Genomic DNA, 13,773 nt, shown 5'->3' with positions numbered 1-13,773 from the left:
CTAGGTCAGGCGGCTGCCGCCTGGAGAATGTGGTCGGCGCAGCCGCTGATCGCCGCTGCGAGCGCTTCCATGTCGCGCTCGCGCGGGCTGCTGCGCCGCCAGATAAGCCCGATCTCGCGCGCCGGTTCAGGGGCGGCGAAGGGCACGATGCGGATGGAATTGCGGGCTGCCTCGGTCGCGATCGCGATCTCGGGGATGAGCGTCATGCCCATGCCGTTGGCGACCATCTGCAGGAGCGTCGTCATCGAGGTCGCGCCGAAGGAGACGAGGCGTCGCTTTCCCGCGGTGCTGCAGACGGCGAGCGCCTGGTCGCGCAGGCAATGGCCCTCTTCGAGCAGCAGCAGCTGTTCGACATCCACCTGGTCTTCGGTCAGCGGCGACATCAGGATGTTTCGCTCGTCGTCCGCCATCGCCATGTAGAAGCGGTCGGAAAAGAGCGGCTTCGTCGAAAGCCCGTCGGTCTCGATTGGCAAGGCGGCGACGACGGCATCGAGCAGGCCCTCTCCGAGATCGGCCACCAGTCTTGATGTCACCGATTCCTTCAGTTCGATCTCGATGGCCGGGTAGACCTGGCGCAGGTGCGGCACCAGCCGCGGCACGAGATAGGGCGCAAGTGTCGGGATGACGCCGATGCGGATCCGCCCTTCGAGCGTGCCGGAACTGGTGCGCGCGCTCAGTTCCAGCTGATCCACTTCGGCGAGGATGGCACGGGTGCGGGCCAGCACCTCTTCGCCCTTACGCGTGAGGAAGACGCCGCTGCGGCTGCGTTCCACCAGCTTCACCCCCAGGTGGCTTTCCATTTCCATGATCTGGGCGGAGAGCGCCGGCTGGCTGACATGGACGAGTTCGGCCGCCTTGCCGAAGTGGCGAGCGGAGGCAAGCGCCTCGAAATAGCGCATCTGTCTGAGTGTAAGCATGATAGGAAAATCTTATCGATTTTTAATTTTTATGCAATTGGAGATTATCGAAGCGCTGTGGGAAAACCCTCTTGCCAGAGCGTTCGGGCTTTGATCGTCGCCGCAACCTGCGGCTGGCAGTCGCCGTGACTGCCGCCGGTCCTGTGTGACCACCCGGACGCGAAACCCTTTGACAGGAGGACGCGATGTCTGATCGACCCATATTGACGACGAGTGCCGGTGCCCCGGTGCCGGACAACCAGAATTCGCTGACGGCCGGCCCGCGCGGCGGCGTCATGATGCAGGACTATCAGCTTATCGAGAAGCTGTCGCATCAAAACCGCGAGCGCATCCCTGAGCGCGCCGTGCATGCCAAGGGCTGGGGCGCCTATGGCACGCTGAAGATCACTGGCGACATCTCGAAATACACCAAGGCCAAGGTTCTGCAGCCGGGCGCCGAGACGCCGATGCTGGCGCGCTTCTCCACTGTCGCCGGTGAGCTTGGCGCCGCCGATGCCGAACGCGACGTGCGCGGCTTTGCACTGAAATTCTATACGCCCGAGGGCAATTGGGACCTCGTCGGCAACAACACGCCGATCTTCTTCGTCCGCGATGCCTACAAGTTCCCGGACTTCATCCACACCCAGAAGCGCCATCCGAAGACCAACCTGCGCTCGGCCACCGCCATGTGGGACTTCTGGTCGTTGTCGCCGGAAAGCCTGCACCAGGTCACGATCCTGATGTCCGACCGCGGATGTCCGGTCTCGCCGCTGCACATGAACGGCTACGGCTCGCACACGTTTTCGCTCTGGAACGATGCCGGCGAGCGCTATTGGGTCAAGTTCCACTTCAAGACCCAGCACGGCCACAAGCACTACACCAATGCCGAGGCGGCGGACGTGATCGGCCGCACGCGCGAAAGCTACCAGGAAGCGCTCTATGGCGCGATCGAGGAGGGCAATTATCCGCGCTGGACGCTTCAGGTGCAGGTCATGCCCGAGCTCGAGGCGGAAAAGACCCCCTACAATCCCTTCGACGTCACCAAGGTCTGGCCGCATGCGGACTATCCGCCGATCGAGGTCGGCGTGCTGGAGCTTAACCGCAATCCGGAGAACTATTTTGCCGAGGTCGAGAACGCCGCCTTCTCGCCGTCCAACATCGTCCCCGGCATCGGCTTCTCGCCGGACAAGATGCTGCAGGCGCGGCTGTTTTCCTATGCCGACGCCCACCGCTATCGGCTCGGCACGCACTACGAGCACATTCCGGTCAACAGGCCGAAATGCCCGGTGCATCACTATCACCGCGATGGCCAGATGAACACGTTTGGCGGCATCCAGACCGGCAATTCCAACGCCTACTACGAGCCGAACTCGTTCAACGGTCCAGTCGAGCAGCCCTCCGCGATGGAGCCACCGCTGCGCATCAGCGGCGACATGGCTCGCTTTGACCACCGCGAAGGCAACGACGACTACAGCCAGCCGCGCGCGCTGTTCAACCTGTTCGATGCCGGCCAGAAAGCGCGCCTGTTCTCCAACATCGCCGCGGCGATGCGCGGCGTGCCGGGCCTGATCGTCGAGCGCCAGCTTGCGCATTTCAAGCGCGCCCATCCGGACTATGAAGCCGGCGTGCGCGCGGCGCTTCACGCGGCTTATGGCTACGAAGCCGACGCCGTCGGCACGGCAGCCGAATAGACCGGTGGCGGGGTCGGCCGCGTGCCGATCTCCGAATAAGAAAAAGGCCACGCACCGGCTTGGTGCGTGGCCTTTCCTGTCTCTGCGTTCCGCTCTTACCAGCCCGGCAGCATATGGCTCTGACGGAGACGCGGATAACGCGGGAAGCCCTTGATATCGGCTTCGAGGTCGTCGTTGGCGCTGATCGGCGTGATGTTGTCGAGGCAGGCGGTGATGTGGTTGCTGATCGCGTTCGAAAGCGAGGGCGACAGGCCCGGCCGCTTCATGATGCCGATCTGGACCGGCGCGAGCGCCGGGAAGCCGTCGGCAAGCGTCAGCACCTTCATGCCTGGGCGCAGTGCCGATTCCGGCAGGACGGAGACGGCCATGCCGGCAAGCACCGCAGCGGCGACGACCGTCGACGACCAGCTGGTGAACAGGATCTGGTATTCCCGGCCCGTCGCGTCGAGTGCGGCGCAGGCCGCCTGGCGCCACAGACAGTCGCGCCGGCCGACAGCAAGCGGGATCGGCGCGTTCTCGGGCAGCGGGTGGTTGATCGAGCTCACCCAGCAGAGCGGCTCGGTCCTGACGACGTCGGAGGCGCGGGCGCGCGGATTGTGGGTGACGAGCGCGATGTCGAGGTCGCCCTTGGCCATCTTTTCGGCGAGGTCCACGGAGGGCTCGCAGACGATGTAGAGCTCGACATTCGGATGCGTCTTGGCGAAACGCATGATGATCTCGGGCATGTAGCGGTCGGCATAGTCGTCAGGCGTGCCGATCCGGAGCGTGCCTTCGAGGCGGTTGTCGTCGAAGGAGGCGATCGCCTCGTTGTTGAGGCGGATCATCCGGCGTGCGAAATTGAGCAGCCGGTCGCCTTCGACCGTCAGCCTGTTGCCGCGGCCGTCCTTCATGAACAGCGCCTTGCCGATACGCTCTTCCAGGCGGCGCATCTGCATGGAAACGGCGGATTGAGTCTTGAAGACCCGGTCGGCCGCCTTGGTGAAGCTGCCCGTATCGGCGATCGCGACAAAGGTCTGGAGCTGATCGATATCAAGGGGTGCGGACATGGCCGTGATGCATCCATAAGATTGTTTGATGAATATCATTAAAAACATTCGTTGGACTGATCAATAAGGATTTGCGATCTATCGGAAGCAAATTCATCGATCCCCGGCCGGCAATTTCGCCGGTGAATCCCAAACTCTTTGGCCCGCCCCTGCGTTCGACCTCCCCCGCAGGGGATGGGCCTCTTCGTGCCTGAAAGGAGAAATTGTCATGCGCACGACACAGCACGCCCTCGATCTCGACCTCGTTGCCGGAAAGCAGTCCTATGCCTCCCGCGCCGGCGGCGTGACAGGCATGCTCACGTCCGTATGGCAGCAACTCCGAAACCGCTATGCGATCGGCCGTCTGAAGGACCTGGATGACCGTCAGCTCCTCGACATGGGGCTGAAACGCGAAGATGTGCGCGAGGCGATCACCTCGCCCTTCTTCGACAATCCGGCCAGCTACCTGACCCGCGCGTCGCGAAACCGGGCGAGCCTCTTCTACAAAGGGGCCCGCCACGACTGAACGTCCCCCAATGGCGCATCCCGCCGCTTGAGATGTGCCAGTCGAGCATGATCCGCGAAAGCCTGCCGCCGCCGCGGGTCATGCTGCGAATTTCAGAGTTTCGGCGCTGCTGACCTCAAGGGTCGCGTGCCCAAACGTTCCCCGCAGGGTAGAGCCAATAGACCCTGCCGCTTGGCCCGGTGCATGACCAAGACATGTACCGGGCCTTTTTCTTTCCGAAGCTATTCGAGACAACACACTGACGCCCGCACGTGCAGGCGATCGTTGTGCCCGATGGAGGCGCGGGATGTCTTTCGTCGGGGAGGGGTGGCCTCAGCCCTTTGTGCCGGGGCCGGTCTTGTAGAGGTCGAACAGCGCCTCGACGTTCTTCTGGTATTCCTTCTGCATATCCAGCCCGGTGTCGAACATGCTGTTCATCACCTGGGAGAATTGGGCCAGCGCCGGGTTGTCGGGTGCCGGCTTCTGCCCGCCGGCGGCACCGGCCTGCATCATGTCCTGAAATGCCTTGACGAAGGGGTTGTCGGCAAAGACGTCAGCTGTCTTCGGCTTCTCTTCCTTTTTCGGAGCCATGCCGAAGAAGCCCTGCATCGCCTGGGTGAAGGGATTGTCGAACGGGTTCGGCTGCGGTTCCGGCTTCTTGGCGAAACCGGCCGCTTCCATCCATTGCCGCATCGCGGTTGCCATCGGATTGTTGGCAAAGGCATCGCTTGCGGCAGCAAACTGGCCGGTCGTCTGCTTGAACAGCCCGCCCATCAGCGTATCGGCCATCACCGGCAGCATCTGCTTGTAGATTTCCTGGCTGACACCGGTGACCTGGGCCGCCTGCGCGGCGATCGCGCGCGACATTTCCTTCGAGCCGAACAGTTGCCCGAGAACGCCGTTGCCGTCGGCCATGCCCTGCGGCGTAAAGGCCTGGCTCATGTCTTCGAAGTATTTGGCGTAGTTGCCGCTGCCAAGCGCCGTCAGCAGGGCGCCGAAGTCATAGGGGTTGGCGGTGTTGCGCTTGAAGGCGGCGGAGAAGGCCGGCAGCAGTGCCGCCGTCGCCTTCGTCATCTGCTCCTGGGCGATGCCGAACTGTTGCGCCATCAGCTCGATGGCCTTGCCGTTCTGCGCCTGCGCGAACATGTCGAAAAGCGGTGCCATCCCAGTTCCCCTTTATGGACGCGCGGCGCTCTAAGCGACGCATATCCTTGCACTATAACGGGAAATCGGGGCCTGGGAACCGCTTTTTGAAGGGGCGCGACAGGCGTCGCGCGCCCGTGTGGGCCTTAGTACTGGTATTCGGCGAAGACCGGATCGACGGAGCCGTTCCAGCGACCGTTGTAGAGCGCCAAAAGGTCTTCCGCGAGCGTCGCCTTCTTGGCCAGCACCTCGTCGAGCGGCGCCAGGAACTGGCTTTCGTCGATACCGTCGCCGTTCAGCCGGTTGCGGCGCTTCAGGCCGCCACGCGAAATGGCGATGACCTCGCGCGCGACGTCGTAGAGCGTGCCGGTACGGAACTTGGCGGCAAGCGCCTGCGCCGGCACGGCGTTGCGCATGGCGCTCACCTCTTCGAACGTCCAGTCACGCGTCAGCGCCTCGGCGGCGTCGAGTGCTTCGCCGTCGTAGAGCAGGCCGACCCAGAAGGCCGGCAGGGCGCAGATCCGCCGCCACGGGCCGCCATCGGCGCCGCGCATTTCGAGGAAGCGCTTCAGGCGCACGTCGGGGAACAGCGTCGACAGATGGTTGGTCCAGTCGCCCATGTTCGGCTGCCAGTCGGCGACCTCGCCCTTGAGCGCGCCGCCCATGAACTGGCGGAAGGTAATGTGGGTGCAATCGTGGTAGTGGCCGTCGCGCACGACGAAGTACATCGGCACGTCCAGCGCCCACTCCACGTAGTCGGCAAAGCCGAAATCCGGGCGGAAGGCAGACGGCAGCAGGCCGGCGCGCTGGTTGTCGGTGTCGCGCCAGATGTCGCCGCGCCAGGAGAGCAGCCCGTTCGGCTTGCCGTCGGTAAAGGGCGAGCTGGCAAACAGCGCCGTCGAGAGCGGCTGCAGCTTCAGGGACACCTGCATCTTGCGGCGCATGTCCTCTTCCGAGGAGAAGTCGAGGTTCACCTGGATCGTACAGGTGCGGTACATCATGTCGAGGCCCTTGGTGCCGACCTTGGGCATGTAGCGGCTCATGATGCCGTAGCGCGATTTCGGCATGCGCGGCGTTTCTTCGAAGGTCCACTTGGGGCTGCCGCCGATGCCGAGGAAACGGATGCCGAGCGGCTCGGCGACTTCGCGCAGGACCGCCAGATGCTGGTTCGATTCCTTGCAGGTCTGGTGCAGGTTTTCGAGCGGCGCGCCGGAAAGCTCGAACTGTCCACCCGGTTCCAGCGAGATCGCGCCGTTGCCCGATTGCTCGGCAAGGCCGATGATGTTGCCTTCGTCGATGATCGGTTCCCAGCCGCTTTTCGCCGCCATGCCGTTCAGTAGCGCCTGGATGCTGGCCTCGCCGAAATAGGGAACGGGGCTGTTGTCCGCCTTAAAGAAGGCGAACTTTTCGTGCTCCGTGCCGATCCGGAACCGCTCCTCCGGTTTCGAACCTTCGGCCAGGTAGGCGGTCAGGTCAGCGACAGAGGTTGCCGGCGTCTGGTCGGTGGTATCTCGGGCCATGAGCGTCTTCTTTTGTTTGGGCGGCTCCCGCAGGTTAGCGGGAGTTGATGGAGGCTGCTTGAACCGTAATCAGGTGCGGTGCAAGTCAATTTCTTTCAAGATCTCATCAAAAAAAGTAGGACGATTGCTTGCTCTGGAGCAAGCTGGCGGCCAACAGGATCAATATTGCCAATTGGGGATTGTTCCAGTGTGTGGTAGGCATCGACGGCGGATTGTAGCAAAGCCACTGGCAAGAGATCGTTGATGGCAGTCGGCGGGGGCTCTTCGAGAGCCCTCTTGTTTGACCGACAGGTGGTCGCCATGCTAAAGCTCAAGGCGAGGCATTCGCGCCTCGCCCGTATGGTCGCCACACCATCACACCCCTACGGGCCTGCCGGATTGGGCCGCGGCAACGGCTTTCTCCGGGGATTCAGTGAATGACTATGGAGGCTGCATCAGTATCACCTCCTTATTCGAAAACATCCGCTACAGATGGCAAGTCATCCTTGCCATCTGTGGGTAATTCGATGGGATACCACATGCGCCCCTGGCGTCTGGACTGTCCGTCCTGCGACAACCTGTAGAGCGTCATCCCTACGGTCTTATCATGCATCTCCACGCCTTCGCTTCGCAGTTCATCAATGATAGTTCGCGCAGTCGTTCCCTCTGATCCAGCCTTCCTGAGCAACTCCAGCACCCTATCCTTGATGTTTGCATCAGCGTCAGACATCTGGGTGTTGTCCAGGGCCCGTTGTCGAACCCTTTCTTCTAGATCCTCGCCCATGCCGGCCAAATGAAATGCTTCTACATAGCGTTCATTTCCTAGCGCCTTAGCGACTTCCTTCCATAAATCCGCGCCTTCCTTCTCAGGACAAAAGAACTTGATGGCTTCCATGCCCTTTACCCAGGCGATGTTAGCTTCCGAAATGGTCTTTTGCGCCTCTTCAAGGGCCTTCTGCGCTTCGTCGCGGCGCTTATGCTCCTTCAGAACCCTCACCATTAGGGCAAATACGGCATCTGTTTCATAGTCTTCCAACATAGCGTGATTCCTCAAGTGGGTAGAGTGTCGCACAAGGAAATCTAAAAAGCAATCCAGCTATGAGGTCGCCGTTGATTGACTTTGATGGGTATTTCGCGGTGAGGGCGATGTAGTCGGACGCTGACTTGTGCCATCTCACGTGTAGCTTCTTTCAAGATGCAAGAGTCTGGATTGCGAAAGGTGGGCGGCCGTGATGAACAACGAAGTCACCTGGCGCTGAGGAGTGTAATAGGAAGTGATGCAGCAGGCGCGTATGGCTGCATCATTTTTCTGGCCGCTGGCCAGCGCATTTCCTAGCTATCGTTGAATTCGCATGAAGGGCGCCCTGTCTGCGGCGCTTGCCGTCTACGGAAACAGATGACGGCAGCTCGCCCCTAAGCGACCGGCTATCGCCAGTCGCCGACAGTGGCCTGGATGACCGCCATGGCGGCGACCGCTGCCGTGTCGGCCCTGAGGATGCGGGGCCCAAGCGGAATGGCGGTGACGAAATCGAGGCTGTGCAACAGCGTGCGCTCCGCTTCCGAGAAACCGCCTTCCGGGCCGATCAGCAATGCGAGCTTCTCTTCCTTGATGCCGGAAAGGATCGGCAGCGGGTTCTGGCTGTCGCTGCCTTCGTCGCAGAAGATGATGCGCCGGTCGCCCGGCCAGGTGGCGAGCAGGTCTTCGAGCCGGCGCGGCTCTAAGACATCGGGAATGCCGAGCACGCCGCATTGCTCGGCGGCTTCGATGACATTGGCGCGAACGCGCTCGATGTTGCCGAGCTTGCCCTGCACGTGCTGCGTCATGACCGGCTGCAAGGTGCCGGCGCCCATTTCGACAGCCTTCTGCACGAGATAGTCGAGCCGCCCGACCTTGAGCGGGGCAAAGAGGTAGACGAGGTCGCAAGGCTTAGGCTGCGGGCGCGTCTGCTCGACGGGGGTGAGCACCAGCCGCTTCTTGGCTGCGAAGGAAAGCTCGGCCCGCCACTCGCCGTCGCGCCCGTTGAAGACCAGGATCGAGGCACCCTCTTCGTACCGCAGCACGTTCACCAGGTAGTTGAACTGCTCCTTGGTCGCCTCGTGCGCCGAGCCGGCGCTCAAGGAGTGTTCGACGAACAGTCGCTGCATGCGAAAATTGGCGCGCATCGAGAGGACCTTCAGGTGAAAATGCTGGAGAGGATGAAATAAAGCACGGCCGATAGGGCCGCCGATGCCGGGACGGTGATGACCCAGGCGCCGATAATGGTGAGGAAATGCGAGCGGCGCACGAGGCGCCGGCGCCGGACTTCGGCGAAGTTCGTTTCGGCCGATTCCATGAAGTCGGCCTGTCCCGTTTTCTGCCGGACATATTCCAGGCGACGCTTGGAATTGCGGATGTACCATTCGCGGAAGAAGCCGACGCCGAAAACGGCACCGACGGCCGTGTGGGTCGAGCTGATCGGCAGGCCGAGCGCCGATGCCAGAAGCACCGTGACGGCGGTGGCGAGCGCGACGCAGAAGGCACGCATCGGGTTGAGCTTGGTGATTTCCTGGCCGACGACGCGGATGAGCTTCGGGCCGTAGAGCAAAAGACCGATCGAAATGCCGAGCGCGCCGATCGCCAGTTCCCATAAGGGGGCAGGCGCTTTGTCCGTCGTGATCACGCCATCGAGCGCCGACACGATCGCCGACAACGGCCCGATCGCGTTGGAGACGTCGTTGGCGCCATGCGCGAAGGAGAGCAGTGCCGCAGCCACGATCAATGGCAGGCGGAAGAGCCGGCGCAGCGACTGGTTGCGGTTGTCGAGCCCTTCCGATTGCCTGACGATCCAGGGCTTCGCCTGCAGATAGACCGCGAAACCCGCAACGACGCCGGCGGCAAGGCCCACGGGCATGCTGATCGCTGCCACCTGAACCAGGGCGATCACCGCCAGATAGGCCGTAAAGCAGCCGGCGGTCACGCCGAGGATGACCGGCATCCATCGCCTGGCCGCGGCGATCTTGTCCTCGCGGTAGATGATGAATTCCTTGAGGAAGGCGAGGAAAGCGGCGGCGATCGCGCCGCCGAGTAGCGGCGAGACCGACCAACTGAGCGTAATGCCGGCGAGCGACCACCATTGCACGCTGGAGAAGCCGGCGGCCGCGATGCCGGCACCGACGATGCCGCCGATGACCGAATGCGTGGTCGAAACCGGCGCTCCGGAATAGGTGGCGATGTTGATCCACGCCGCCGAGGAGGCGAGGGCCGCCATCATGATCCAGACGATCGTCTGCGCGCCGAGCACATCTTCGCCGTAGACGATGCCGGCCTCGATCGTCAGCGAGACCTGCCGCCCGGCAAGCAGAGCCCCGGCGATTTCGAAGACCGCGGCGATGGTAAGTGCCGTTGCCATCGACATCGCCTTGGCGCCGACGGCCGCACCGACGTTGTTGGTCACGTCGTTCGCGCCGATGTTCATGGCCATGTAGCCGGCGATGGCGGCAGCCGCGATGATGATCGGCGCGGTTGCTGAACTCGTCACGAAGCTCGCGGCAAAGGCCATGCTCAACAGCAGGAACAACCCGGCGAGCGCGGGCGCTGCCAGGCTGCGCTTGACATGCTGCGAGGCTTCTTCGGCAAGGCTGAACTTGTCGAGGTCTTTATCGATCGTCTGTTTTGCGAGGCGCGTGCGCGGCTTGGCCACTGCCGGAAACTCCATTGTCACAACGGCCACTAAGGCCACTGCGACACGCATTCAAGTGGATTTGATGGACATCCGTGTGGCGCAGGCCGGGAACCCGCGTCGGGAGGCTTTGAATGTCCTCGGGGGACCGACGGAGAGATTAGCCGTTCACGGCCTTCGGCATCGGCGTTGGCGCGCTCTCCATGCGCTCGCCGAAGGCGAGGATGAGATCTTTCAACGACGGTTCGGCAACCCGTGAGGCCGCTTCCCTGTAGTCGACCCATTCGAGCTGCCGGCGCCCTTCCTCGGGAAAGTGCTTGCAGAGGTCGTCGACTTCCAGCGCGTGGACCTGCACCTTGACCGAAATCTTCAGGCCGTGATCCAAGCGCTTCTGGTAAAGGTAATAGCCGGCAGTCGCCTTCTGCACATGCCCCTTGACGCCGGCCTCCTCGTAGGCTTCGCGTTCGGCCACTTCGTGGGCGCGCTTGCCCTGCATCGGCCATCCCTTGGGGATGACCCAGCGGCCCGTATCGCGGCTGGTGATCAGGAGAATTTCGAGGGCCTTGGTCTTCTTGCGGATCCGGTAGCAGAGCGCGGCGTACTGCATGCGCGCCGGTCGACGCAGCATCAATTGGACATCGGATGCGAGCCTGTTCAAGAAGTTCAAGGTCGTCTGTGCTCCTCTCGGCGAATCAGTGATCTCAGTTGCTTTATCGGCCAGTATGGCAGCGTCCTGCAGCGTGTAAATGTCGCAGCCATTCGGCAGCCGGATATGCGGCTTGCTTTCCGCAGAACTGTGGTCCGGATACGACAGGATATGGTGTTTTCGCGGCATATTTGCAAACCGATCGACAGCCATACGTTGTCTTCCGATCACGATTGGTTGCGGATTGGAACGGTTCGAGATCGCAAGTGTGATCGATTGCAACCGGGGGAGGCTGCTGCGGAGGTGGAGCCGAAGGGTGGCGCAGGGCCGAGCCGTCAGTTCGCGCGGTCGCGCTGCTGCATGCGCAGCCGCGCGATGCGGTTCCATTCTCCGGTGCGTTCCGCCTCGCGGGTGGCGGCGGCGACGAAGTCAATATGGCTCTGCGAGGCGGCTTTCGCCTGCGCCGGATCCCTTGCCATGATCGCCTCGTAGATCGCTTCGTGCTGGACGAGAAGCCGGTCGCGCGCGCCCGGCGCATCGAAAACCGAATTGCGATGGAAGAATATGCCTTGCTGCAGCAGCCGGTAGCAGGCGCGCAGCGTGTGCAGGAGAATGATGTTGTGGGCGCTTTCGCCGATCGCCTGATGCAGTTCGATGTCGGCTTCGAGTTCGGCATCGAAATCGCCGGCGGCGTGCGCCTTGCGCATGCGCTCGATGATCCGTGTCAGGATGTCCCGGTCGTAATCGGTCGCGCGGGTCGCCGCCAGTTCCGCGGTCAGGCCTTCGAGCTCGCGCCGGTATTCGAGGTAGTCCTGGGTCGCCTTGTGATGGCGCGCGATGAGATCGATCAGCGGCCTGGAAAAGATCTGCCCGACGACGTCGGCGACGAAGGTGCCGCCGCCGTGGCGGCTTTCAACGAGGCCGCGCCCCTCCAGTTCCTTCAGCGCCTCGCGCAAGATCGGCCGTGAGACGTCGAAGCGCTTGGAGAGCTCCCGCTCGCCGGGCAAGCGGTCGCCGTCGCGCAATACGCCCTCGAGGATCAGAAGCTCGATCTGCTGCACGACCTCGTCCGCCGTGCGGCTGTGGCTGATACGGGCGAAAAGGTCGATCTGGTCTTCGGTCACGTCTGGTCTCCAGACCATGAGGATTTCGGCCGGGTTTCGTCCGAAATCGCGAATGGTCGGTTTGCAATGCGGCAAGGGCGGTGGAAGAACGTCGATGCTCGGCGCTCCTCCTGTCAGCGCCGCAATCTAGGCACGTCGCGCAAAGTGGTCAATTTGATTGTCCACTTGGCTGCGTCCGGGGGGATCCGACTGACAAAAGTCAAACTGCGGCAATGCGTCCTTTGTTCTTTTGCTCTTTCCGTTGATAAGGAAGTCGTGATGAATGCGTGAGGGGGACAAGGCGCTTCATGGCAAAGGGTAGTTTTGCATTTCCAGTGGCGCCGATGCGCGCCGTCGCCTTGGGCGAGGTTCATTCGCGCCCCTACGCGCTGGTGACCACGCCAAGGGTGATCTTTCAGCTCGCCTTCCTGACGGATGGCGGCTCGATCGTCGACCATGCGGTGTTGTCGGAGCTGACGCGCGCCCGTGGCATCGCGCCGCCCGGGCGCGACGCCAACCATCACGCCATGCCCTGGGGGCAGGGCACGTTGCGTTGGGAGCGTCACACCGAGTTTTCGACCTATTTCTGGGATGCGCCGGCGCCGGAGCAGTTCGGCGGCGAGGTGCCGATCCATCCGTTCGGCGACGGGTTCTCTCCGCCAGGCTCGCTGATCTCTGGCATCCGCCTGGAGATCCGGCCGGATACGCCCGAGACCCGCGAAGCCATCGGCCTCTTCGACCCAACCAGCCTCTGTTACAGCGAGACCAAGAACGGCCAGGCGGTGATCGTTACCGACTTCCGCCAGAACGGTGACGGTCTGACGCAGATCCTGGTGATCGATTGCGGCATGACGGAAGCCGGTACCGGCGCACTCGTCCAGCGTCTGCTCGATATCGAGACCTACCGGACCCTGGCGATGATGGGCCTGCCGCTTGCGCAGTCGCTGTCGCCGGAAATCCGGCGGACGGAGGACGGGCTGACGGCAGTGACCCAGCGCATGAAGGAAAACGTGCGCGAGGAGGCAGACGACATGCTGGCCGAGATCACCCGGCTTGCGGCCGATCTCGAGGCCGGGGCCGCACTCAGCCTTTACCGTTTCGGCGCCAGCCGTGCCTATTACGGCATCGTCCAGGAACGCATCCGCACGCTCGCGGAAACGCCGGTGCCGGGCTACGAGACCATCGGCACCTTCCTCGAACGACGCCTGGCGCCGGCCATGCGCACCTGTCAGTCGGTCGAGGAACGGCAGGCGAACCTGTCGCGCAAGCTAGCCCGCGCAACAGCGCTGCTTCGAAGCTGGGTCGATGTCGAGCTTGAGCGCCAGAACAGTGCGCTTTTGAACTCGATGGACCGGCGCGCCAGACTGCAGCTGCGCCTGCAGCAGACCGTTGAGGGCCTGTCGGTCGCCGCGATCTCCTATTACGTCGTCGGGCTGTTCGGCTATCTCGCCAAGGCGGTCAGCCACGAGCTGCCGATCGATCCCGGTCTGCTGACAGGGCTTGCCGTGCCCTTCGCCGTCGCCGGCGTCTGGTTGATCGTGCGCCGCATCCGGCGGCACCACGAGGACAGCGAGCACAAGTAAGCAATTCCGGCAAAAGTGCGCAG

Annotated in this window: 12 protein-coding genes; 3 read left to right on the top strand and 9 right to left on the bottom strand. The window is 62.8% G+C overall.

Annotated elements, in window-relative coordinates; all coding sequences use genetic code 11:
* Positions 1 to 5 precede the first annotated feature (5 nt).
* The gene (locus tag OKW20_RS03330) at positions 6 to 917 is read right to left on the bottom strand and encodes a LysR substrate-binding domain-containing protein (protein ID WP_429170181.1); all 912 of its coding nucleotides are present in this window, start codon (positions 915 to 917) and stop codon (positions 6 to 8) included.
* 185 nt (positions 918 to 1,102) lie between these two features.
* Between OKW20_RS03330 and katA the strand changes: the two genes are divergently transcribed.
* Positions 1,103 to 2,587 carry a catalase KatA gene (gene katA / locus OKW20_RS03325; protein ID WP_043618306.1) on the top strand — a complete coding sequence of 495 codons (1,485 nt, stop codon included), beginning with the start codon at positions 1,103 to 1,105 and terminating at the stop codon, positions 2,585 to 2,587.
* A gap of 95 nt (positions 2,588 to 2,682) precedes the next feature.
* On the opposite strand, the gene OKW20_RS03320 is transcribed toward katA, so the two are convergent.
* Positions 2,683 to 3,633 (bottom strand): LysR substrate-binding domain-containing protein, encoded by a 951-nt coding sequence (locus tag OKW20_RS03320; RefSeq protein WP_043618309.1) that lies wholly within the window; start codon positions 3,631 to 3,633, stop codon positions 2,683 to 2,685.
* 208 nt (positions 3,634 to 3,841) lie between these two features.
* Here OKW20_RS03320 and OKW20_RS03315 point away from each other — a divergent pair, with 208 nt between their 5' ends.
* Positions 3,842 to 4,138, top strand: coding sequence for a DUF1127 domain-containing protein (locus tag OKW20_RS03315; protein WP_429170179.1), 297 nt, complete (start codon positions 3,842 to 3,844; stop codon positions 4,136 to 4,138).
* Positions 4,139 to 4,450: 312 nt separating this feature from the next.
* On the opposite strand, the gene OKW20_RS03310 is transcribed toward OKW20_RS03315, so the two are convergent.
* The 7 genes from OKW20_RS03310 to OKW20_RS03280 all read right to left on the bottom strand — a co-directional run bounded on the left by OKW20_RS03310 (position 4,451) and on the right by OKW20_RS03280 (position 12,188).
* Complete coding sequence (locus tag OKW20_RS03310; protein ID WP_429170176.1) at positions 4,451 to 5,281, bottom strand: DUF937 domain-containing protein; 831 nt, start codon at positions 5,279 to 5,281, stop codon at positions 4,451 to 4,453.
* A 125-nt stretch (positions 5,282 to 5,406) separates the two neighbouring features.
* A complete protein-coding gene (locus OKW20_RS03305; RefSeq protein WP_429170174.1) occupies positions 5,407 to 6,780 on the bottom strand; it encodes a glutamate--cysteine ligase in 1,374 nt (457 codons plus the stop codon).
* Positions 6,781 to 7,228: 448 nt separating this feature from the next.
* Entirely contained in the window at positions 7,229 to 7,798 is a 570-nt protein-coding gene (locus OKW20_RS03300) for a hypothetical protein (RefSeq protein WP_429170172.1), read from the bottom strand.
* Positions 7,799 to 8,184: 386 nt separating this feature from the next.
* Entirely contained in the window at positions 8,185 to 8,922 is a 738-nt protein-coding gene (locus tag OKW20_RS03295; protein ID WP_043618322.1) for a 16S rRNA (uracil(1498)-N(3))-methyltransferase, read from the bottom strand.
* An 11-nt stretch (positions 8,923 to 8,933) separates the two neighbouring features.
* The gene (locus OKW20_RS03290; protein ID WP_429170170.1) at positions 8,934 to 10,439 is read right to left on the bottom strand and encodes an inorganic phosphate transporter; all 1,506 of its coding nucleotides are present in this window, start codon (positions 10,437 to 10,439) and stop codon (positions 8,934 to 8,936) included.
* Positions 10,440 to 10,578: 139 nt separating this feature from the next.
* The gene (locus OKW20_RS03285) at positions 10,579 to 11,085 is read right to left on the bottom strand and encodes an NUDIX hydrolase (protein ID WP_429171134.1); all 507 of its coding nucleotides are present in this window, start codon (positions 11,083 to 11,085) and stop codon (positions 10,579 to 10,581) included.
* Between the two features lie 314 nt (positions 11,086 to 11,399).
* Complete coding sequence (locus OKW20_RS03280; protein WP_429170168.1) at positions 11,400 to 12,188, bottom strand: FadR/GntR family transcriptional regulator; 789 nt, start codon at positions 12,186 to 12,188, stop codon at positions 11,400 to 11,402.
* A 287-nt stretch (positions 12,189 to 12,475) separates the two neighbouring features.
* Here OKW20_RS03280 and OKW20_RS03275 point away from each other — a divergent pair, with 287 nt between their 5' ends.
* Positions 12,476 to 13,750, top strand: a complete 1,275-nt coding sequence (locus OKW20_RS03275; RefSeq protein WP_429112541.1) for a DUF3422 family protein — start codon at positions 12,476 to 12,478, stop codon at positions 13,748 to 13,750.
* Positions 13,751 to 13,773 lie beyond the last annotated feature (23 nt).

The organism is Ensifer sp. LBL (assembly GCF_050435225.1).
Classification (GTDB): domain Bacteria; phylum Pseudomonadota; class Alphaproteobacteria; order Rhizobiales; family Rhizobiaceae; genus Ensifer.
Note: the sequence above shows the minus strand (reverse complement) of the source record. Positions and strands in the feature narration are given on the sequence as shown.

Excerpts from the sequence above, each read along its gene's own strand:
- OKW20_RS03300 (WP_429170172.1), bottom strand. The coding sequence starts at position 7,798 with ATGTTGGAAGACTATGAAACAGATGCCGTATTTGCCCTAATGGTGAGG.
- OKW20_RS03315 (WP_429170179.1), top strand. The coding sequence starts at position 3,842 with ATGCGCACGACACAGCACGCCCTCGATCTCGACCTCGTTGCCGGAAAG.
- OKW20_RS03275 (WP_429112541.1), top strand. The coding sequence starts at position 12,476 with ATGGCAAAGGGTAGTTTTGCATTTCCAGTGGCGCCGATGCGCGCCGTC.
- OKW20_RS03305 (WP_429170174.1), bottom strand. The coding sequence starts at position 6,780 with ATGGCCCGAGATACCACCGACCAGACGCCGGCAACCTCTGTCGCTGAC.
- OKW20_RS03330 (WP_429170181.1), bottom strand. The coding sequence starts at position 917 with ATGCTTACACTCAGACAGATGCGCTATTTCGAGGCGCTTGCCTCCGCT.
- OKW20_RS03320 (WP_043618309.1), bottom strand. The coding sequence starts at position 3,633 with ATGTCCGCACCCCTTGATATCGATCAGCTCCAGACCTTTGTCGCGATC.
- OKW20_RS03295 (WP_043618322.1), bottom strand. The coding sequence starts at position 8,922 with ATGCGCGCCAATTTTCGCATGCAGCGACTGTTCGTCGAACACTCCTTG.
- OKW20_RS03310 (WP_429170176.1), bottom strand. The coding sequence starts at position 5,281 with ATGGCACCGCTTTTCGACATGTTCGCGCAGGCGCAGAACGGCAAGGCC.
- katA (WP_043618306.1), top strand. The coding sequence starts at position 1,103 with ATGTCTGATCGACCCATATTGACGACGAGTGCCGGTGCCCCGGTGCCG.